This window comes from Sulfuricurvum sp. (genome assembly GCF_023229695.1).
Taxonomy (GTDB): domain Bacteria; phylum Campylobacterota; class Campylobacteria; order Campylobacterales; family Sulfurimonadaceae; genus Sulfuricurvum.
In genome coordinates, this window is sequence record NZ_JALNYS010000003.1 from 34,886 (window position 1) to 55,058 (window position 20,173).

Here is a 20,173-nt window from a genome sequence, read left to right on the forward strand (position 1 = left end):
TCGCACCTGTTTAGACAAGGTGTGTAAGGTCAGTTTCTTATTCTCCCTGCTTCTGTAGACACCCTTTTTCCATGCAGTTGATTTTAGGCATCGGTTCGACGTATAGATCAAGAAGCTCAGCTACTTTCGCCGCATCAAATCCACACAATTTCTCTCTCCCGATCACCATCAACGGGCGGCGGATCAAGATTGGGTCTTCCATCAGCAAGGCGAGGGCTTCCTCTTCGTTTAACGTTTCCGGATGGATCAAGCCGTTTTTAATGGCGGGGGCGGCCGGATTGAACCATTCAGTAATCGTTTTTTTTCCCATAAAAATGCGAAGTTCCTCTCCCTTTAATCCGTGTTCGAGGAGATTGCGCTCGATCAGAGTGCATCCGCAGGAGCGGAGTATCTGCTTTTGCTTGGCATTGGCCGCACAAAACGGTTTTTCGTAAAAGACGACGAGACGCATCACTCGACTCCGATTAAAATGCGCCCTTTTCGGCTCAAATAAAAGGTCTCATACCCGTCATCCCCCATGCTCATACACTCCCCCAAATACCCTTCGTCGTAGAGTTCACGAATGATGGAATGGACTTCATCCGAATCGAGACGGGCATATTCGGCGATATCGGCGGCATCGTAGATGTTGTACTCGGTTTCGTCACTGAGGTTGAAAATGGTTTTCATCACTTTGATCGTTGTCTCATTCATAAGATCCCTTTAGCTGGTGTAACTGTTTTTTAAGCACAATGGCTTGAAGCGGATGAAGTTTTTCAACCCCGATCCACCGTTCAAACGCTTGGAGGTAATGCTCTTTTAGGGAATCATGCAATTTTTGTACTTGGGTACTCAGCTCGCTCAAAAGCTCTTTTGCCTCATCAAAAGTGTAACGATTCAGCGGCTTTAGCCGTCGAATCACCCCCGTTGTCAGTTTTTCGTCGCACTCTTCCCCCGCCATCGTCAAAAACTCCGATGCCAGAAAAGGGGAAGCATAGTGTTCATTCCAGATACGCCCGTTGATCATCTGATCACAGGCCTGGTCCATAAAGACGGGGGCGAACTTCAAGACCGCCAGCAGTTCGGTAAAATCGTTATCGACGAGGGCGCGAAAGAGCATCCGGCTGCGGTTGCGGATATGGCGGCGCAGATCAGGATCGCTGATCACGGCGGGGTTCAGTCGCGTAAACCGCTCCAATGCCCCCAGACGGGAGTGGTTAAACGCCATAATCGCGACATCGGTATTGGGATCACCCACCTGAATGGGATGAGAACCGCTGGGACGGTGAAAGGCCCACAACAGCCGTGCTTCATCGTCAGGATGATGCAAATAGGTCGCATCCCCCTGCTCCTCGAAATCCAAATCGTCTTTCAGAGTTTCGATATGCTCACGATAGGTCAAAGTAGACGACATCTCCATAGCGCTCAAACCTTTTCATATTTTTTTTCTCACTCAGCAAAAAGAGTGTCTGCATCGCGGGGGCTTTTTCGACCGTGAAATAGCCGTCGCTCAAAATGACGGCAAGATTCTTCTCCCCTGCATGAGTGTTCAGATATTCCAATACGGGACCAAACTGCGTCCCGCCGTTCCCCTTAGCAAAGCTAATATCCGGTAATATCCCTTGCGCGTCGTAGCTCTTTTTCTCCTCGCTATAAACCTGCTCATCAAAAGGGATGACGCTCACCTCGAAATCGTGGCTCATGCGAACGATAGAGTCGATAATCCCTAAAAAGCGGGCAAATACATCCGATGCGATACTCATCGACCGATCCAAAAAGATAAAAAAGCTCAAACGGTTGCAATCGTAGCGATAACCGGGGAGATAAAGCCCCTGATGAATAAAACGGCGGTTGGGGTGAGAGAAATCGGACTCTTTATCGAAAAAACTCTCCGACATATAGGAGTGCAGCAGCGTATGCAGATCGATGGAGGGTTTCGTGATCTCATCAAACATCTCCAACAAAGAGGAAGGGAGATTTCCCTGCTTCCGCGCCGCCCCCATAGCCTGAATGATCAGCGCGTCGAGTTCCTCCTCCGCGACCTGCGTGTCCCCCTCATGCTCTATGATGTCCATCTTTTGCTGAGTGGGATTATCCTCGCTTTGCTGCCCTTCCCCCTCGTCACTCTCTCGGTAGAGGGCATGGTACACCTCCTCGACACTTTTGTCGCGGAATGATTCGATCACGATCGCCTCCTCATCCGGCTCTCCGACCCGCTGAAAATCACTCAGGAGCAATCCGATGACGATGTCGCAGCTGCGGTTCCAGGTCGCTTTATCCCGTCCGCGCATACGAAACGGGTGTTTGAGGAGGATATGCAAGAGTACATGGGCGTAGAGGTATTTGAGACGGGAATCGTCGTAGCCCAGCGTTTTGGTCTCATCAACCCGGATACTCACCCCGTCGGTTTCGAAAAGCATGTGGGGGTTGTTTTGGTATTTATGGGGGATCGAGAGGGCCAGAACGCTTAAAAACGGGTGATCAAAGAGAAACTGAACCCGTATTTTTTCGAGACGATTTTTGATGGGAATATCCTTGGATTACTTTATCCCTAAAAAATGCAATTTTCATACTATGTGTCATAAAATACAACAATTAATTATATTTTTGGCTAAAATAAGAGCTATTCAAATCGATGCAAAAATTAAGTGATTAGATTACAAAAAAGATTTTGGTTTTAGGGAAAGTCCGTAGGGATAATCTCAGAGAGTTTCAGCTCAAAGCTGATACAGCCAAACATCTTGAACGGTTCGACACCCTCTGAGGAGTGGCGAAATTATACAGCTGGGCAACTTAAATGAATCATAGGCATTTTAAACAAATCGTTACTTCCTACTCCTGAAGCGAGGGTGTAGGTGACGTTAATATCATTATCCGCCGTTGCGTCATAAATGACCGTAGAGGTGGTGAAGTTACCGTCGAGTAAATCATCGGCTACGGCAGCAGAGCTAAAGACGGGAGCAGTGGTATCAGATGTAGGCGGGGCATCATCTCCCCCACCGCATCCGATAAACAACAACACTGAGAGTATCAGGGTTGTTAGGATTTTTGCACTTTTAAAATTCATGGAGATTCCTTTTTAGGTTTTATGTTTTTTTTCTTTGTCATTTTGCATTTGATTCAGAATCTAGATCCCGTGTCAAGCACGGGATGACGAACACAAGAGGATTCAAGGTGGGGAAGTGGCGTTTAGGATGGTAGAATGAAATTCGGAATTAAAAACTAAGCAGTGTGCGGCAACACCGCGTTTACTCTCTCTCTCTCTCTCTCTCTCTCTCTCTCGAAGAGCGCAGAGCTGGGGAAGTAGTCGTGATGCGACGAACCATACTATCCCCTCTGTTAGTTTGGATTATTATAGCAAGATGAAATTGTATTTGAAAATATTTCGTTAGATTGCGTGATTTATTTATGGGCAGTGGGTAAAAAGAAAAGCGGATAGATTCCGTGTATGAGATACGATATTGACATGAATATGATAGAATACACCTCATGAACACACAACATGAAATAGTTGAATTTTTGCAAAACAATCGTAACCTGCTTTTGGAAAAATATCATGTTACAAAAATAGGTTTATTCGGCTCATTCGCCCGTAATGAACAAAAAGAGAACAGTGATGTTGATCTATTGATAGAACTCGAAGAGGGAACCCAAAATATTTATGATCTAAAAGATTCTCTTAAACAATTTCTCTCCCTATCTTTTAACCGTAGCGTAGATATAGCTCGTGAAAAATATTTAAAATCGTATGCAAGAGAACAAATTTTAAAAGATACATTATATGTATAGCAACATTGCTTTTAATCTCAATGCGCTGATTGAATCTATTGAAAAAATAGAGTTATATTCAAAAGATTTTGAAGATGCAGATGGGTTTTATCATGACCAAAAGAGTTTTGATGCATCCATGATGCAATTTGTCGTTATAGGTGAAATTATTGCTCGTTTGGATGAAAAATTCAAAACGGATCATGCAGAGATACCTTGGCAAAAAATAAAAGATTTTAGAAATATTATCGCGCATGATTATTTCGGTATTGATGCGGATGAAATTTGGGATATTATTAACAATAAGCTTTTGCCACTGAAAAATGATATAAAAATATTAACAGTAAAATACACCTGATAACTGATGTTACGCACTTTCTGGGCAAAGCCCAGAAAATGGCAGGGACGGCCCAGCCGGTACTGCGTACATCGGCCGGGTTCCAAAGCTAAAAAAGCCAAGCAGTTGGCTTTTTTAACGCTTTTCACCCATACAACCCCCTGAAGCTACCCGCATCTTTCGGATGCGGGAGATTGCTGACCTATTTCGCACCTTTTTAAAAAGGTGCGAAATAGGTCAGCTGATAATAAACAGCCGTACAGTTCCAGTCCTCGTTAAAGAATATAATCCCCATACTTCTCTATCCATTCATCAAACTCACGACACTCCGCGATAGAGGCATCTTTGACGATGGCATCTTTGATCAACATCACCCCAAACTCGGTCGGCAAGATTTGGGCGAAACCGAACAGATGTTTCGAGGCTTCTGAGCCTCCGCGATACAGTTCCACCATCGCCGAAACGAGTGCATAGAGCAACGCCGGTTCACTCTTATCGATACTCGGATACTCACCAAGGTAAATCGCCTGAACATCGGGGAGCTTTTCGTACACCTTGACGTACGATAAAAACTCAATTCCTGCACCGTATCCGATCAAACCATAGATGATCGGAGCAATTTGAGCCGTGTTATCGGAATGTTTGAGGATATTGGAGAGCATGTGATAACTGCGCGGCGTGGCAAATGCAGGATTGCTGTCATCCTCGCTCACGCTCTCAGAGGTGAGCAGATCGGGACGAAATCCCAAAAATCCGATCACAAACGAGTGCAATCCCTCACGAATCGCGAAGAGTTTAAAATCCTCAAACCGCGCCTCGACGCTCAGATGCACCATACGATTGGCAAGCGGTGTCGGAAGGCGGAAAACGACGCCTCGGTCACTGATACGGTTACCGGCGCAAATGATACGCCATCCTTTGGGAAGCTCATATTCCCCCATCTTCCGGTTTAAAACCAGCTGATAGATCGCCGCTTGCACCGAAGGGGGGGCGGAGTTGAGTTCATCCAGAAACAAAATTCCGCTGGAATCCGGATCGCGGGGGAAAAATACCGGAGCCATCCATACCGTCTGCTCATCTCGGATAGCAGGTACACCGCGCAAATCGACCGGATCCATTTGTGAGAGGCGTACATCGGCCAATTCGAGATTGTGTTTTGCCGCAATCTCCGCGACAATGTACGATTTACCGATTCCGGGGCTTCCGTGGATAAAGACAGGGATATCGGCGGCGATGAGGGTATCGAGATGGCGGTAGAGTTCCGTAGTCGTAATCGATGGGGTCTTCACGCGCTCGCCTCCGCGATCAGACAGGTAAAACAGTGTTCCTGATCATTGCACGTCGCACAGGCGGGGGCCACTTTACCGATCGCATCGTAGAGGAATTTTTTCCACAATTTGTCTTTGGGTTTCATCTCCGCGAGGCGGGGGAAATGTTGGGACATATAGGCCCCCATCTGCGTACGGCTTTTAAACCCCAGATCCTGATACAGATGGTTCATCTCCAATGATTTAAGAGCAATATGCGGTGCAATGACATAGCGTGTTTCATCGTCAATGGCATATTTTTTGAGATAGCCTTCGATCTCATGGCGGAGTGTGTCGTGTTCACTCATTCTATTCCCCCTGAACGGTTTCAAAAGAAAATGCAATTTTTGTACTACAACTCCATCTCGATCATTTTTCCCATCGCGATCTCGGCAATCTCGCGTCCGTATGCGACACACCCTTCCAACTCTTCTTCGGTCGGGATCAGCTTGATTTTAAACGGTTTGACCGGTACTCTGAATTTCAGCCCGCGCAGCCGCTCATGGAGCATCTCGGGTGCTTCCCCGGTCCATCCGTACGATCCGAATGTCGCCCCGATTTTTCCCGCACTCTCCAGATACGCCATACAGGAGAGGAGATCCCAAGCCGGCTTCGCCGCATCGCCATTGATGGTGGGAGAACCGATCAGTATCGCATCGGACTCTTCGAGCAAATCAATCATATTGTTTTCATCCAGCGACGCAAGATCGTACATGCTCGCCCGTATCCCCTCGACCGAGTCCGCCCCCTGCATCATTTTTTCGGCCATTTTGTGGGTATTGTCGTAACTGGAGATGTAAAAAACCGACAGCATCTTCATCCCGAGTTCGTTTTTACGAAATTTCGCCTGCGAACTCCATTGAGCATATCGGTCAATGTAGCTTTGGGGATGGGTACGCAAAATCGGGCCGTGTAAAGGGGCAATCAGGTCAATGTCAAACTTTTTATAGAGTTCAAGAGCATTCAGAACATGCTGTTTGAAGGGGCGCATGATATGGTCGTAGTAGTATTGAAACGCATACATGAAATCGCCGACCTTATCATCAAAAAGACGCTCATCGTAGTAATGGCTCCCGAATACGTCTCCGCTGAAAAGGAGCTTCTCTTCCTGCAGATAGCTGCTCATCGTGTCGGGCCAATGGAGAAAAGGGGTCATGATAAACTCAATCGTTTTATCTCCCAGAGAGATCCTTTTCCCCGGTGTTGCCAGTTCATAAGCGATATCGGTTTTGACAATCCCTTTGAGCATCATCACCGCTCTCCCCGATATGATGAGTTTCGCTTCGGGGGCACGCTGCATGAGCTCGATCAACGCGCCGGAATGGTCGGGTTCGAGATGGTGCAGTACGATATAGCGGATCTCATCATAAGTACAAACCCGCTCCAGCCGTGCGAAAAAATCATTGCTGAACTCTTTTTTGACGGTATCCATGACGGCTACCCCTTCGCTTCCGCGAACGACGTAGCTGTTGTACGAACTGCCGTTGGCGGTTTTCATGATGATGTCGAAGGTGCGGATTTTTGGGTCAAACGCACCGGTAAAGTAGACACCGTTTTTTATTTCGACGATATCGGGGAGCATTTAGTTTCCTTCTTAAATCTTTAAGAGATTAATGCATATTATGTTCACGATACAGTCCCCTTTTAGAGGACGGCACTGCTTTGGGAGAGATAGCTTCGCCATCCACCCAGTTTCGTAATCTCTTTTGCCCCTTCTACCGCATAGCTTTCACACAAAAAGCCTTTGACTATTTTTCCATTATTTAATATCAAACTTCCCAATGCCAACGGTGAGGGGACACCGTTGAAAAACGATCCGAAGTTCTCGGAGGGGATTTCCCACAGTTCGACCTGAACCATCCCGCCCCCTTCGCTGACGTGTACGAGGCCCGGACGCGGCGGGGAAAAACTCTCCAACGCAAAAAATCGGTACAGCGCGGCGGTAGAGGTTTTTTCCACCAGCTTTGCCCCCCTTGCGGTGAGTTCATGATTCAGCGGCAATCCCGACATATGGGCGCCGCAGACGGCTAAAACGACCGATTTGGACGCGGCAACGTCGATGAGACCGCTCTCGAATCCGGCTACCCGGTGCAGTTTTGCCCCGATGGCAATCAGTGCGTGTTCACTCCAGGCGGGTGCCGCGAGCGTCACCCCAAAGGGGAGTCCCTCCGGGGTAAATCCCGCAGGAACGGCGCATGCGCTCAGATCGAGGAGGTTCATGAAATTGGTGTAATACCCCAGATTCGTATTCAGTGCAAGCGGCTCCTCGCGAATCTCGTCTCTACGATAGATCGTCCCGGCCGTCGGGGTAAGGATCATATCGACCTCTCTCAGTATCCGGTCGCTGAGACGTTTGAGCTCTGCGAGGCGGTAGAATCCCTCAAAAGCATCGACCGCGCTGGGGTTGGCCCCTGAGAGGACAATCCCCCGGGTCACATCGAGCATCGCATCGCTGCGCGTCTGGGCAAATTCTTTGATCCCGCAATAGCGCTCGGCGATCCACGGTCCGCTGTAGAGGAGTCTGGCCGTATCCATAAAGGGGGAAAAATCGATTTCGCACTGAATCCCCCCTAAAGATTCGAGGTTTCGGACACTCTCCCAAAACAGCGATTCGTACGCCCCGTTTCCGAAAAACTCCAGCTGATCCGGACGCGGTACTCCGAAACGAAATGTCCCGCTGAAGCTCTTGACGAAAGGTTTCGAACGCGAATATGAGTCCTCCTCATCCCGGATACTGCACAGGTCATACACACGGGCGGCATCCTCGCAGTTTTGGGCGAAGATCGCGACGCAGTCGAGACTTTTGCACGCGGGGACGACGCCTCGGATACTCAGCGCCCCCCGCGTCGGTTTCAATCCGACGATATTGCCGAAAGCGGCGGGGACACGGCCGGAGCCGGCCGTATCGGTCCCCAGCGAAAACGGGACGATCCCGGCCGTCACGGCCAGTGCGGAGCCCGAACTCGACCCGCCCGAGACGTATTCAGGGTTAAAGAGGTTGATCCCCTCTCCATAAGGGCTTCGCGTCCCTACCAAACCGGATGCGAACTGATCGAGGTTGGCCTTTCCGATCGGAATCGCCCCCGCTTCGATCAGCTGCCCGACCACAAACGCATGTTCCTCGGCAACGTAGGCGAATTCGGCGCATCCCGCCGTTGTGGTCATCCCTGCGACGTCAATGTTGTCTTTGACCGCGAACGGAACGCCGTAGAGAGGCAAAGAGGAGGGATCACACCCCTCCAGTCGACGAAAATAGGGTTCCAGAAAACTCGCATCCGCTTTGGTGATCCAGATGTTGTGAGCGTCGTACACTTCGGCGCTTTTCAGACAATTTTGTATGACGTCGCGGACCGATGCCCCATCGGTGCGATACCGGCGCAAATAATCCCCGATTGTTTTCAATTGACTCATCCCAAACCTCCCTGTTGTGTCCGTTCAGCAAAATGGAGTCCTACGACTCCCAGACCGATCAGCGCGATACTGGCCAGTTTGACCGGATTGGAGGATTCGCTGAAATAGGCGATCCCGATCACGGTCACCATCACCGTCCCCGCACCCGTCCAGATCGCATAGACCGTACTCATCTCGATTTTTTTCATCACGAACGGCATCAATACAAAGGCCATCGCGTAAAAAACAAATATCATCACCGTCGGAAAAATCTTCTGCATCCCATCCGAGAGCTTCATCGATGTCGTCCCGGCGACTTCGAGGAGAATGGCCAAAGCCAGTAAAAGCCAGCTGTTCATCACACACCCTCTGTTTTGATGATAACCAGGGTGTTGCCCGTATGGACGGTATCCCCCTGGGAGCACAGAATCTGCACCACTTCACCCGCAACCGGCGACTCGATCATCACTTCCGATTTCATCGCTTCGATAACGACGAGGGTGTCCCCCTCAGCGACACGATCGCCCACTTTGACCGATATTTCCCACACATTCCCCGAGAGAAAACTCGAAATCGCCTCGCATCCCGCAGGAATCTCCGCAAAATCGCTCTCATCGTTCGTTTCGAGGGTTTCGCTCACGTACGCCGAAATGCCCGATGCCGCCCAGCGCTCGCGTTCGTCTTTAAACGACTCCTGCTGTACTTTTTTAAATGCGGCAATCTCTTCACTGTTGTGTTCCAAAAAGGAGAGATACTCGGAGAGCGAGAATTCCCCCTCTTCGATGGTCAGCGAAAACGTCCCGTGGATAAATTCCTGACGCATTCGGGCAAGCTCTTCTTGCGTTACGGGATAGAAGCGGATACGGTCGAAAAATTCCAAAAGCCACGGCTTGCCGGGTTTGAAATCTTGAGTCGATTTGTATCGGTTCCACATCTGTACCGTCCGTCCGACGAACTGGTACCCGCCGGGGCCTTCCATCCCGTAGACGCACATATAGGTGCCGCCGATTCCGACGGCATTTTCCGGCGTCCAGGTACGGGCCGGGTTGTACTTGGTCGTGACCAGACGGTGACGCGGATCGACGGGAACCGCAACCGGTGCCCCCAGATAAACGTCCCCCAGCCCCATAACGAGATATTCAGCCTCGAACAGGATGTTCTGTACGTCACTAATGCTCTCCAGACCGTTCATACGGCGGATGAATTCGATGTTGCTCGGACACCACGGAGCGTCGTTGCGTACCGACTGCATGTACTTCTCGATCGCCAGTTTGGTCGCCGGGTCATCCCATGAGAGGGGAAGATACACCGTACGGCTGGGGACGACGATATCGCGTGTCGCCGGCATTTCCGATAACTGGGTCTGAATTCGATCCAACAGCTCTGAGAGGGGAAGTTTCAAGGAGTCGTAATGGACCTGCAGCGACCGGATCCCCGGTGTCAGGTCGATCAGCCGCGTATCCTCTGCTGTTTTGAGACGGCGCATCAGTTCGTGCACCTGAAAACGCAATGTCAGATCGAGTTCCATCGGACCAAATTCGATCAAAACGTTATGATCCCCGGAGAGACGAATTTTCACCGCATCGTGACGATCATTCGCCGCTATCTCAAGCGCAACCGGATCGACAATGGCGGAGGGTGAGATAGACGGTAATGCCCCCTCCAGCGTCGCGATCTTCTCTTCAAGTTCCTGCTCCATCAATACAGCATCCGCATACGCTACGGGGACGAACCGAACCCGGTCTTTCGGACCCAGCTGCCCCATTTTCCACAGTTCCGCGCCGATGATCGTCACCGGGCATACGAACCCGCCCAGGCTGGGACCGTCAGGCCCCAGAATCACCGGCATATCTCCGGTGAAATCGACCGCACCGATCGCATAGGCGTTGTCGTGGAGGTTGGACGGATGCAGCCCCGCCTCTCCTCCGTCTTCTCTGGCCCAGAGGGGTTTGGGACCGATGAGGCGGATTCCGGTGCGGTTTGAGTTGTAGTGCACCTCCCAATCGGTTTCAAAAAACGTCCGAATGTACTCTTCCATGAAAAAATCGGGGGCCCCGTGCGGGCCGTACATGACACCGATACTCCACCCTTTGGAGAGTTGGGGACGCAGCGCGGCATCCAAAACCGCCGGAGTCTTCAACGTATCCGATGGATGGGAGCTCAGCTGATCGCCGATTTGAAGGATACGCCCCGCATGGCCGCCGAACTCTCCCAGCGTGAACGTCGCCGTACTCCCCAGATATTCGGGTACGTTGAATCCGCCATCAATCAGCAGGTAGGTGCGCGCACCAGCCCCCTCAATCATTCCCATTTTCAGGACATCGCCCGCCAAGACTGGAATCGTTTCCCAATACGCGACTTCGGTTCCGTTGAGCTGCGCTTTCATGGCGGCTCCGGACAAAACGATCCGCGTCGGATAATGAAACTTCAGCGTCGCACCCGTCACGGTCATCTCCAGACCGGGAGCCTTTTCATCATTGCCCAAAAGACGATTGCCCAGCCGAAACGAGAGCGCATCCATCGGACCTGAGGGAGGTACGCCAATGTCCCAGTAGCCGATCCGTCCGGGGGCCGACTGGACCGTCGTATGGGTCCCCGGTTTGATCACTTCGACAATCTTGGGGGCATAAGCAAGGCTCCCGAGATATTTCGTCGTCTGTTCCCCTCGGGCAAAAACCTCCTGACCCAGTACGAATTCCAGATATCCGAGATTCGTGACGATCCCGTACAGGGTTGTCTTTCGAAGCGCCGATCGCATCGATGCGATCGCTTCATCGCGCGTGGAGGCATGGACGATGAGTTTGGCGATCATCGGATCGTAATACGGAGAGATGACACTACCGCGCTCGATCCATGTCTCGCATCGCACCCCATCGGGCAGAACCACTTCGCTGAGTACCCCGGAGCTGGGTTGAAAGTTTTTCAGCGGATCTTCCGCATAGACCCGCACCTGAATCGAGTGGCCGTGAGGCTCAAACTGTTGGTTCAGTGTCTCCCCCAGTTCTCCGGAGGCTTCGAGAATCATCCACTCGACCAGATCCACCCCGTAAATCTCTTCGGTAATCCCGTGCTCGACCTGAAGCCGCGTATTCACTTCGAGGAAATAGAATTTTGCTTCGACCGTGTCGTAGACGAATTCGACCGTTCCCGCCGATTTGTACGATGCGGATCGGGCCAGATTGAGTGCCGCGCCGCGCAACGCGTCACGGATTGCTTCGGAGAGGCCGGGTGCCGGCGTCTCTTCGATCACTTTTTGGTTGCGGCGTTGAAGTGAACAGTCCCGCTCACCCAATGCGATCACCTCCCCTTTTCCATCACCGAAGATCTGCACTTCGATATGGCGGGCGGAAGCGACAAATTTTTCGAGGTAAATCCCCCCTTGCGAAAAATTGCTCTTGCTCAGACGTCCGACCGAATCAAACCCGTTTTGCAGCTCTTCGGCACTGCCGCACAGCTGCATGCCGATCCCCCCGCCTCCGGCGGTGCTTTTGAGCATGACCGGATAACCGATTGCCTCGGCCGCATTCAACGCTTCCTCTACACTCTCCAGAAGTTCCGTCCCCGGCAGGAGCGGAACGTTTTGAGCTTTTGCCATTGCACGCGCCGTGTGTTTGAGACCGAATTCTTCCATATGCAGGGGTGTCGGACCGATAAAGACGATCCCCTCCTGCGCACATCGGCGGGCAAACGAGGCGTTTTCACTCAAAAAACCGTATCCGGGATGGATCGCCTCCGCCCCCGACTCTTTCGCCGCCCGAATGATTTTCTCCGCATCCAGATAGCTCTCTTTTGCCGGCGCTTCCCCGATACAGATCGCTTCATCCGCCATCATCACATGAAGCGATCCGGCATCGGCATGCGAATACACCGCAACCGATGCAATCTTCATTTTTTTGAGAGTGCGGATAATACGGCACGCTATCTCTCCACGGTTGGCTATCAATACTTTAGCAAACATACTCTTTCCTCATATTATAGAATATAAATTATCATCTGCCCTTGCACACCTTGTCTAGACAAGTACTGCAAGAGCAGTCATCTCCCGTATCCGAAAGATACGGGAAGCTTCAGGGGGTTGTAGGGACATCTGTCCCTGCCACTTTGCGGGCTATGCCCGAAAAGTGTGTAACATCACATCAAAAAGGTTTATAGATACTCAGTCGAACGGGAGTCGGATTAAACGCATTGCACGGATTGTTGAGCTGCGGGCAGTTCGAAATCAATACCAATGTATCCATCAGTGCTATCAATTCGATCGTACTTCCCGGACTCGATATCCCATCGATAATTGCCAGCGTGCCGTCCGCTTCGACCGGAACGTTCATGAAAAAATTGATATTGCTGACAAGATCGCGCTTGTCCATCCCCATCTGCCCTAGCGCAAGAAGGTAATTGTCCCGGCACGAGTGCATGTCGAGTTTATCAAGCGCATAGCGGACGGTGTTGCTCTCCGCGCTGCACGCTCCCCCTAGTGTATCGTGGCGGCCGCAGGTATCGCTGATCACTTTCATCATGACGTTTCCGAGATTGGAGATCAGCTCCGTCCCCGTCTCGACAAAGATATTTTTTTGGCGGACAATGGTTTGGGGAGCGCTGTAGCGCTCCGTTACATCATGGGCGTTGTAAAAAAGGGTATCCACCGCCTGGCACCCCTCCGTATCGACGATCCGCAATATTTCTCCGGCCTTCACCACACGGTACCACGGTTCTCCCGCAGGGATCGTTTCATCATATATCGGTTCGTTCAGGGTCAAATCGACCGTAATCATCTCAGACATTTGCGCCCCCTAGGGTAAATTGTTTCATGTAGTTTCGGGTATTGACAAAGGCGCGCTCACTCCGCTCCGAGTCGATCACACACGTATCGTCCGCTGCCGTCTCCTCACCCTGATAGATGCTCAAAGCAACCGGTTTCACCTCGTACGATTCGTTCTCGCTCAGTACGTGCACCGTGTTGGAGAGGATCACCAGCACGTCCATCTCGGCGCGCAGTTCGATAAAACTCCCCGCGCTAATCGTATCCTCACGATAGAGGAGTTCTCCGCTCCCGCCGATTTTCGCATCGGCAAAAAGATTGAGACAGGGCATAATGTCGCGGCGTCCCATCCCGTATTTCCCCAGTTCCACGAGGAAGTTGTCGAAATCGTTTTTGTAGTAGCAGTTGCGTTTGCTCTGATAGTTTCCGATTCCGCAGAGTTTTTCGATATCGGCGGCCATCGTATAGCCGCAGACCGTATCGTGCGTTTCGCAGCTGTCGGTGATGATCGACATCAAAATCCGTCCCATATCCGAGTAGAGGGCTTTCCCCTCCGAGAGATAAGCGTTGTACTGGATTTTGACCGTATCGGCGGCGTTGTAACGCTCCGTGCGTTCATGGACATTGTAAAACAGTGCGGATAGACCGCTTGTTGCCTCTGTGTTGACGATGCGCAGAACCTGCCCTTTGCGGATGATTTTGCTCCATCGTCCGCCGCCGGGGAGGACCTCGTCAAAGAGGACGTTCTGTGGCAATAGTGGTTTCATTATTTTTGACATGCTCTTCTCCTTTATTCTTTCGTTTGTTTTTATCGAGTTTTATATCATTGACGATCGTTGCACCGAATGCATTTGGTGATTGGGGATCGTTGCGGACCTTATCAAAGACCAGCAGCCGCGTCCCCAGTTCAAAGGCCTCTTTGACGTCATGGGTGACCATGAATGCGGTCAGTCCGTACTGCTTCCACAGCCCCTTCACAAGCTCCTGCATATCGGAGCGGCTTCCCGGATCGAGTGCGCCGAACGGTTCGTCCAACAGGAGGATTTTCGGTTTTTTTACCAACGCCTGAGCGATGGAGAGACGTTGCTGCATCCCCCCCGAGAGTTCGGAGGGGTACTTTCTCGCCGACTGCTCCAGCCCGACCGATGAAAGCATCTCCATCGCTTCGGCTTTGATGCGCCGGCGGGTACTTCCGAAGGTTTTTCCCAGAAACGCGGAGTGTTCCATCTCCAGCCCCAGCATCACATTTTCCAATGCACGTAAGTGCGGGAACAGGGTGTATTTTTGAAAGACAACCCCCCGGTCGCTGCCGGGCTCGTTGCTCAGCGGCTCCCCTTCGAGCAAAATCGTGCCGCGAGATGGGGTATCCTGCCCCAGCAGCATCCGCAAAAAGGTACTTTTCCCGCACCCCGAAGGTCCGATCAGGGTACAAAACTCCCCTTTTTCGATCGTAAAGTTGAGTTTTTCGAGAATCACGTTCTCTTCATAGGTTTTCCATACGTTTCGTATTTGCAGATAACTCATCACTTCTCCTTCCGGTACCACGGAAATGCTTTACGGATAATCACCGCAAGTGCCCAGTCCATCAGAAATGCCAGCAGCGTAATCCATGCGACATAAGGCAAGATGACATCCATCTCCATATAACGGCGCATCAAAAAGATCCGGTATCCCAGCCCTTCGGACGAGGCGATCGCCTCTGCCGTGATCAAAAACAGCCACGCAGCCCCCAATGAAAGACGCAGTGCGTCCAACAATCGTGGCATAACATGGGGCAATACGACACGGAGGATGATCTGCCAGGTCGATGCCCCCAGCGTCTGCACCTTGATCAGCAGCTCTTCGGAGAGTTCCATCGAACGCTGCTGCGTATCGCGTACCAGAAACGGCGCCACTCCAATCGCGATCAGCGCTATTTTCGCCGACTCCTCCATCCCAAAGAGCACCAGTAAAATAGGCAGAACCGCAATCGGCGGTATCAATGACACCGCCGCCGAAAACGGCGAAAAAAGGCTCCGAAACAGAGGCAACGTCCCCTGTAAAATCCCCAGAACCAGGCCGATCGCGGTCGCAATCCCCAACCCCTTGGCAATCCGGGTGAGGCTTGCCACCGTATCGGTATACAAAATCGGCTCCTCCGTCAGTTCGTCCGGTACCAGAACCATCGTCTTGATCGCCTCACCAAGCGCTTCAAACGTCGGCAGAAGTTTATCCTCCGGGTTCAGCGCATGGCGGGCATCCGCCGCAATCCAATAGACCAACCCGAGAATCACAAACGGTAAAATCTTTAAAAGCGGTGAGAACCGTCCAGCGTTCAGATTGATCAGCCGCATGGTTTACAGTTTCCCCTCTGCCGCTTGTTTCATGTATTCGGAGGTAAACCGGAGTTTCGTATTTTTGGTATTCCCGAGGGTTTTTCCGGTCGGAAACGTCATCCCGATGAAACCGTCGCTTTTCGCTTTGCTCCCCAGAAGTCCATGAGAAAATGAAAACTTGCTCACTTCTCCCATCGTCGCGATCAGCTTCGGATCTTCGGTGAATTTTTGCGCTTCGGCCGCCGTATAGAACATCTTGGTGGTGGCAAGTTGTGACTGATACTCTTTGAGCGATGTACCGGACGCTTTTGCCATCAAAGTACGCGCTTCTACCCCTTTGGCATCGTTTTTCGCCATGATTCCCATGATCTCATACCATGCTCCGCTCAACGCCTTGCCCAGTTTCGGATTGTCCTTGAGGGTTTGGGTGTTGACGACCATCATGTCGATGATCTCGCCGGGGATTTTGCTCGAATCGAACAACAGCGTCGCATTCGGAGCTTTTTTCACTTCGCCCAGTTGCGGGTTCCAGGTGACGACGTTTTTCATGGATGGGGAATTAAACGCCGAAACGATATCCGCATCCGACGTATTAATCGTTTTGACCGCTTTTGCATTCAGACCCGCCGATGCAAGCCCCCGCTCCAGCAGATAGTGGGAAACCGAATACTCGACGAGGTTGATCTTCTGCCCTTTAAGCTCTTTCATGCTTTTGGCACTCTTGGAGACGATACCGTCATTGCCGTTGGAGTAGTCTCCGATAATAACGGCGGTCGAATCGACCCCGCCCGCCGCCGGAATCGTCAACGCATCCATATTGGTCATGACGCATCCGTCGAATGATCCCGCGCTGTATTGGTTGATCGATTCGACATAATCGTTGAGCTGAACGACATCGATTTTGATACCGTATTTGTCTCCCCATTTTTTGACGATCCCTTTACGGGCGCCGTAATCCCACGGCATCCAGCCGGCATAAATGGTCCATGCCACTTTAAAATGGGTTTTCGGAGCGGCAAATGCGGTCGATGAAGCTACCGCGAGCGCTAAGAGAGCCAATGAAAGGCGGGTGGAAAGTTTCGGTGAGGTAAGTTTGGATGAGCCTGCAGCAGATGTGCACTGAGTGAATGAATGTGTCATAAAATCCTCCTAAACGGTGTATCGAGAAAAAACGGGGAGAAATATCTCTCTCCCGGGCTTTTGTCCCTCCGTGTAGCCGCTTACGAGGCCGGATGCTCTCGGACCAGCACTTTTCAGTCGGAACCCTAGCATCCATTTGTCAAACATTATTGGGAGATATGCTCCCCCCGAATTTTCTACATGCAGAAATTATAATAAAATCGGTGCAGCTAATACGGATATTACTGATTAAATTTTAATCACTCTCTAAAAAAATTACTTTTTTATCATAAAATCGGCTTTGAAGTCGTTTCGTAAACATTTTTGTCCTATTTTACCCTTTTTCGCCCTTTTGAAGCGACAAAATAAGACAAATCAACTCTTATTTAAACAAGAATACAAATTGCAAATCTCTATCAAAGTTCCAAAAGGGATCACGATGGACATACTAATAGAGACGATCAAGAAAGAGCTGCGCAATCAAACCACTATCCCCTACTTCGGATTGGGTGTGTTTGAAGCAATTGTGACCAAGGACGGCGAAGCCGTCCCCTATGACAGTGATTCGCTGATTTTGGCGATGAATAACGGACGCCCTATGTCGGCTAGGCTGATGTTTGAGTACTCCCGCGCCGCGATGCACCTCGAACAGCGACGCGGGGTCGAATACATGACCCAGCTCATCAACCATATATATACCAAACCGTTCGACCCGACACCGCTGCACAAAGCGATTGTCGATATGTTACCGCGCTACATCGTCGATACCAATCGCGATACGAAATTTCAGGAATTACTGGCCTACACCCCCCACTGCCTTGTCATCGGAAAATCGCGGATTATGGGAAATGACTACCGTTATGAAGTGTACGAATACGACATCGAAAACCAGAAATATTTTCAGGTAGAAGAGGAGGTCCTCGAAACCGCCGAAAAAATCCTCTTTAAACCGATGGGATCTCCCCTTCCGGAGCCCAGTTTCGTCATCAGCGACGCCGATTACGTCGATTGGCTCACCGAAGCGATGGGGGGATTCGCCATCCCGAAAGTGCTCAAAACCTACCGTAAAGCGAAAAAATACCTCTTTTTGGGGACCTCGTTCGACCGTGATACCGATCGGATGGTAGCCAACGAACTGAGTCTCGATCTCGAAGGGGGCTACGTCATCACCGATAAAGAGCTCGGAAAGAAAGAAAAAAAATTTATTGACAAACACCATTTGGAAGTGATTCCGATGCCGCTCAGTGAATTTATCAAGGCGTTTGTCTAAGCAGCCCTCCCCCCGGGGACGGCTGGTTAGGGTAAAGCGGCCGGCGTTGGAGCGGGAGAGTGACTTCCGCTTCGTGTATACCAGAATGACAATTATCTAAAAGGAGACCGTCATGCCAATGATACCAACCGTAAAAGATGTTTCGCCTCGCGGAGAACGATATTTCGATCTGTTTTCCAAACTTTTGGGCGACCGCGTCATCGTTATCACCGAAGCGATCGATGATCACATGATGGGAGTTATCGTCTCCCAGCTGCTGTATCTCGAAGCGATGGATTCGGAAGAGCCGATCCATATCTACATCAGCTCACCCGGCGGTTCCGTCATGGCAGGGCTTGCCATACTCGATACGATGAATCTGATCAATGCTCCCGTATATACCTACGCGATGGGGCTTGTCGCCTCGATGGCGGCGGTATTGTTCACCTGCGGCGAAAAAGGGCACCGCTACATGCTCCCCAATGCTGAAGTGATGATCCATCAGCCGCTGGGGGGCTATTCGGGTCAGGCAAGCGATATCGAAATCCATACGAAACACATTCTCAATCTCAAACGCCGCCTCTACGTGATCCTCTCCGACGCGACCGGAAAAAGCGTCAAAGTGATCGAAAAAGAATCCGATCGGGACAACTATATGGAAGCCTCCGAGGCGATCAGCTTCGGTCTGGCCGATGAGATTCTCACCAAATTCAGCGCTAAGGATGTGTGATGAGTACTGAAAAAACCTGTTCGTTCTGCGGACGCAAACAAAGTGAAGTCAAAAAAATGTTCTCTTCGGAGACGACCCATATCTGTAACGAATGTGTCACGACCTGCTCTAGCATACTCCAAAAAGAGGTACGCTACGAACAGCGTTCCGCCATGCAGCAGCAGCTCCCTACCCCCGAAAAAATCGTCCAGTTTCTGGACAAATACATCATCGGTCAGCTCGATGCCAAAAAAGTCCTCGCCGTTGCCCTCTACAACCACTACAAACGGATCGAGAACCCGGTCTACAACAACGTCGAACTCGAAAAATCCAACATCCTCCTCGTCGGACCGACGGGAAGCGGTAAAACCCTTCTGGCCAAATCTCTCTCCAAAATCATGCAGGTCCCCTTCGCCGTAGCGGATGCAACGGCACTGACCGAAGCGGGATATGTGGGCGAAGACGTCGAGAGCATCCTCAGCCGCCTCCTCGCTGCGGCCAACTACGACATCGACCTCGCACAGCGGGGGATCATCTACATCGATGAGATCGACAAAATCGCCCGCAAAGCGGAGAGCTCCACGATGGGGCGCGACGTTTCAGGAGAGGGGGTTCAGCAGGGACTCCTCAAAATCCTCGAAGGGGCCGAAGTCTACGTCCCCGTAAAAGGGAGTCGCAAAAACTCCACGACCGAGACGGTCTTGTTCAACACCTCCCATGTCCTCTTCGTCTGCGGCGGAGCATTCGTCGGACTCGTCCCAGATACCCACACGAAAAAATCGAACAAAGTGGGATTCAGCAAAACAACCGAAAAAGGGGAGGTAAAAGAGAAAAAAATCGATGCCAAAGCCCTCGTCCATTACGGAATCATCCCCGAATTCATCGGCCGTATCCCCGTCATCGCCCAACTGCGCGAACTGACCAAAGATCAGATGGTACAAATCCTTCAGGAACCCGACAACGCCCTGATCAAACAGTTTCAGGCCCTGTTCGACATGGACGGCATCGAGCTGAATTTCGAATCCAAAGCCCTCGACGCCGTCGCCCAAAAAGCGATCGACCGAGGTGTCGGAGCACGGGGACTGCGCAGCATCATCGAAGAGTCGATGCTTCCATTACAGTTTAGCTGCCCATCGAAAAAGAACCTCCAAAGCGTCACGATCACCGAGGCAGTCATCGAAGACCCGACGCAAGATCCTATTTTCGTCTACAAAGAAGAGCACGCGGAAGCGTGAGGCTTCTTA

The 20,173-nt window shown here is 51.1% G+C and carries 21 protein-coding genes and 1 riboswitch; of the genes, 5 read left to right on the plus strand and 16 right to left on the minus strand.

Annotated features, from left to right (window positions below):
- Positions 1-37 precede the first annotated feature (37 nt).
- From M0P91_RS02570 to M0P91_RS02590, 5 genes are all read right to left on the minus strand, one after another.
- Positions 38-451, minus strand: a complete 414-nt coding sequence (locus M0P91_RS02570; protein WP_295064079.1) for an ArsC/Spx/MgsR family protein — start codon at positions 449-451, stop codon at positions 38-40.
- Positions 451-693 carry a hypothetical protein gene (locus M0P91_RS02575; protein ID WP_295064081.1) on the minus strand — a complete coding sequence of 81 codons (243 nt, stop codon included), beginning with the start codon at positions 691-693 and terminating at the stop codon, positions 451-453. Before M0P91_RS02575 ends, M0P91_RS02570 begins: the two co-directional genes overlap by 1 nt.
- Entirely contained in the window at positions 686-1,393 is a 708-nt protein-coding gene (locus M0P91_RS02580; protein WP_295064083.1) for a hypothetical protein, read from the minus strand. Before M0P91_RS02580 ends, M0P91_RS02575 begins: the two co-directional genes overlap by 8 nt.
- Positions 1,368-2,510, minus strand: a complete 1,143-nt coding sequence (locus tag M0P91_RS02585) for a VWA-like domain-containing protein (RefSeq protein ID WP_366934052.1) — start codon at positions 2,508-2,510, stop codon at positions 1,368-1,370. Before M0P91_RS02585 ends, M0P91_RS02580 begins: the two co-directional genes overlap by 26 nt.
- 245 nt (positions 2,511-2,755) lie before the next feature.
- Entirely contained in the window at positions 2,756-3,046 is a 291-nt protein-coding gene (locus M0P91_RS02590) for a hypothetical protein (protein ID WP_295064086.1), read from the minus strand.
- A gap of 422 nt (positions 3,047-3,468) precedes the next feature.
- Between M0P91_RS02590 and M0P91_RS02595 the strand changes: the two genes are divergently transcribed.
- Positions 3,469-3,768 carry a nucleotidyltransferase family protein gene (locus tag M0P91_RS02595; protein WP_295064089.1) on the plus strand — a complete coding sequence of 100 codons (300 nt, stop codon included), beginning with the start codon at positions 3,469-3,471 and terminating at the stop codon, positions 3,766-3,768.
- A complete protein-coding gene (locus tag M0P91_RS02600) occupies positions 3,761-4,105 on the plus strand; it encodes a HepT-like ribonuclease domain-containing protein (RefSeq protein ID WP_295064092.1) in 345 nt (114 codons plus the stop codon). Before M0P91_RS02595 ends, M0P91_RS02600 begins: the two co-directional genes overlap by 8 nt.
- A gap of 254 nt (positions 4,106-4,359) precedes the next feature.
- On the opposite strand, the gene M0P91_RS02605 is transcribed toward M0P91_RS02600, so the two are convergent.
- The 11 genes from M0P91_RS02605 to M0P91_RS02655 form a co-directional block, all read right to left on the minus strand.
- Complete coding sequence (locus M0P91_RS02605) at positions 4,360-5,373, minus strand: MoxR family ATPase (RefSeq protein ID WP_295064095.1); 1,014 nt, start codon at positions 5,371-5,373, stop codon at positions 4,360-4,362.
- A complete protein-coding gene (locus tag M0P91_RS02610) occupies positions 5,370-5,699 on the minus strand; it encodes a nitrogen fixation protein NifQ (RefSeq protein ID WP_295064098.1) in 330 nt (109 codons plus the stop codon). Before M0P91_RS02610 ends, M0P91_RS02605 begins: the two co-directional genes overlap by 4 nt.
- Before the next feature lie 44 nt (positions 5,700-5,743).
- Positions 5,744-6,973: an FprA family A-type flavoprotein gene (locus M0P91_RS02615; protein ID WP_295064101.1), complete on the minus strand. Its 1,230-nt coding sequence runs from the start codon at positions 6,971-6,973 to the stop codon at positions 5,744-5,746.
- 62 nt (positions 6,974-7,035) lie between these two features.
- Positions 7,036-8,802 (minus strand): allophanate hydrolase, encoded by a 1,767-nt coding sequence (atzF, locus tag M0P91_RS02620; protein ID WP_295064103.1) that lies wholly within the window; start codon positions 8,800-8,802, stop codon positions 7,036-7,038.
- Positions 8,799-9,140 (minus strand): multidrug efflux SMR transporter, encoded by a 342-nt coding sequence (locus M0P91_RS02625; RefSeq protein WP_295064107.1) that lies wholly within the window; start codon positions 9,138-9,140, stop codon positions 8,799-8,801. Before M0P91_RS02625 ends, atzF begins: the two co-directional genes overlap by 4 nt.
- The gene (gene uca / locus M0P91_RS02630) at positions 9,140-12,739 is read right to left on the minus strand and encodes an urea carboxylase (protein WP_295064110.1); all 3,600 of its coding nucleotides are present in this window, start codon (positions 12,737-12,739) and stop codon (positions 9,140-9,142) included. The genes M0P91_RS02625 and uca overlap by 1 nt, the downstream gene beginning before the upstream one ends.
- 178 nt (positions 12,740-12,917) lie before the next feature.
- Entirely contained in the window at positions 12,918-13,559 is a 642-nt protein-coding gene (locus M0P91_RS02635; protein ID WP_295064113.1) for an urea amidolyase associated protein UAAP2, read from the minus strand.
- Positions 13,552-14,316, minus strand: a complete 765-nt coding sequence (locus tag M0P91_RS02640) for an urea amidolyase associated protein UAAP1 (RefSeq protein ID WP_295064115.1) — start codon at positions 14,314-14,316, stop codon at positions 13,552-13,554. Before M0P91_RS02640 ends, M0P91_RS02635 begins: the two co-directional genes overlap by 8 nt.
- Entirely contained in the window at positions 14,270-15,061 is a 792-nt protein-coding gene (locus M0P91_RS02645) for an ABC transporter ATP-binding protein (RefSeq protein ID WP_295064118.1), read from the minus strand. Before M0P91_RS02645 ends, M0P91_RS02640 begins: the two co-directional genes overlap by 47 nt.
- Positions 15,061-15,870 carry an ABC transporter permease gene (locus M0P91_RS02650; RefSeq protein ID WP_295064121.1) on the minus strand — a complete coding sequence of 270 codons (810 nt, stop codon included), beginning with the start codon at positions 15,868-15,870 and terminating at the stop codon, positions 15,061-15,063. Before M0P91_RS02650 ends, M0P91_RS02645 begins: the two co-directional genes overlap by 1 nt.
- A 3-nt stretch (positions 15,871-15,873) precedes the next feature.
- Complete coding sequence (locus tag M0P91_RS02655; RefSeq protein ID WP_295064124.1) at positions 15,874-16,992, minus strand: putative urea ABC transporter substrate-binding protein; 1,119 nt, start codon at positions 16,990-16,992, stop codon at positions 15,874-15,876.
- Between the two features lie 47 nt (positions 16,993-17,039).
- Positions 17,040-17,132: riboswitch (guanidine-I (ykkC/yxkD leader) on the minus strand.
- A 278-nt stretch (positions 17,133-17,410) separates the two neighbouring features.
- On the opposite strand from M0P91_RS02655, the gene M0P91_RS02660 reads away from it, so the two are divergent.
- From M0P91_RS02660 to clpX, 3 genes are all read left to right on the plus strand, one after another.
- A complete protein-coding gene (locus tag M0P91_RS02660; protein ID WP_295064127.1) occupies positions 17,411-18,241 on the plus strand; it encodes an SIR2 family protein in 831 nt (276 codons plus the stop codon).
- A 112-nt stretch (positions 18,242-18,353) separates the two neighbouring features.
- A complete protein-coding gene (locus tag M0P91_RS02665) occupies positions 18,354-18,950 on the plus strand; it encodes an ATP-dependent Clp protease proteolytic subunit (RefSeq protein ID WP_295064129.1) in 597 nt (198 codons plus the stop codon).
- Complete coding sequence (gene clpX, locus M0P91_RS02670) at positions 18,950-20,164, plus strand: ATP-dependent Clp protease ATP-binding subunit ClpX (RefSeq protein WP_295064132.1); 1,215 nt, start codon at positions 18,950-18,952, stop codon at positions 20,162-20,164. Before M0P91_RS02665 ends, clpX begins: the two co-directional genes overlap by 1 nt.
- The last annotated feature ends 9 nt before the right edge of the window (positions 20,165-20,173 follow it).

Bases quoted from the DNA above. Each gene is read 5' to 3' on its own strand.
- M0P91_RS02570 (WP_295064079.1), bottom strand. From the start codon at position 451: ATGCGTCTCGTCGTCTTTTACGAAAAACCGTTTTGTGCGGCCAATGCC.
- M0P91_RS02575 (WP_295064081.1), bottom strand. From the start codon at position 693: ATGAATGAGACAACGATCAAAGTGATGAAAACCATTTTCAACCTCAGT.
- M0P91_RS02580 (WP_295064083.1), bottom strand. From the start codon at position 1,393: ATGTCGTCTACTTTGACCTATCGTGAGCATATCGAAACTCTGAAAGAC.
- M0P91_RS02590 (WP_295064086.1), bottom strand. From the start codon at position 3,046: ATGAATTTTAAAAGTGCAAAAATCCTAACAACCCTGATACTCTCAGTG.
- M0P91_RS02595 (WP_295064089.1), top strand. From the start codon at position 3,469: ATGAACACACAACATGAAATAGTTGAATTTTTGCAAAACAATCGTAAC.
- M0P91_RS02600 (WP_295064092.1), top strand. From the start codon at position 3,761: ATGTATAGCAACATTGCTTTTAATCTCAATGCGCTGATTGAATCTATT.
- M0P91_RS02610 (WP_295064098.1), bottom strand. From the start codon at position 5,699: ATGAGTGAACACGACACACTCCGCCATGAGATCGAAGGCTATCTCAAA.
- M0P91_RS02615 (WP_295064101.1), bottom strand. From the start codon at position 6,973: ATGCTCCCCGATATCGTCGAAATAAAAAACGGTGTCTACTTTACCGGT.
- atzF (WP_295064103.1), bottom strand. From the start codon at position 8,802: ATGAGTCAATTGAAAACAATCGGGGATTATTTGCGCCGGTATCGCACC.
- M0P91_RS02625 (WP_295064107.1), bottom strand. From the start codon at position 9,140: ATGAACAGCTGGCTTTTACTGGCTTTGGCCATTCTCCTCGAAGTCGCC.
- uca (WP_295064110.1), bottom strand. From the start codon at position 12,739: ATGTTTGCTAAAGTATTGATAGCCAACCGTGGAGAGATAGCGTGCCGT.
- M0P91_RS02635 (WP_295064113.1), bottom strand. From the start codon at position 13,559: ATGTCTGAGATGATTACGGTCGATTTGACCCTGAACGAACCGATATAT.
- M0P91_RS02640 (WP_295064115.1), bottom strand. From the start codon at position 14,316: ATGTCAAAAATAATGAAACCACTATTGCCACAGAACGTCCTCTTTGAC.
- M0P91_RS02645 (WP_295064118.1), bottom strand. From the start codon at position 15,061: ATGAGTTATCTGCAAATACGAAACGTATGGAAAACCTATGAAGAGAAC.
- M0P91_RS02650 (WP_295064121.1), bottom strand. From the start codon at position 15,870: ATGCGGCTGATCAATCTGAACGCTGGACGGTTCTCACCGCTTTTAAAG.
- M0P91_RS02655 (WP_295064124.1), bottom strand. From the start codon at position 16,992: ATGACACATTCATTCACTCAGTGCACATCTGCTGCAGGCTCATCCAAA.
- M0P91_RS02660 (WP_295064127.1), top strand. From the start codon at position 17,411: ATGGACATACTAATAGAGACGATCAAGAAAGAGCTGCGCAATCAAACC.
- M0P91_RS02665 (WP_295064129.1), top strand. From the start codon at position 18,354: ATGCCAATGATACCAACCGTAAAAGATGTTTCGCCTCGCGGAGAACGA.
- clpX (WP_295064132.1), top strand. From the start codon at position 18,950: ATGAGTACTGAAAAAACCTGTTCGTTCTGCGGACGCAAACAAAGTGAA.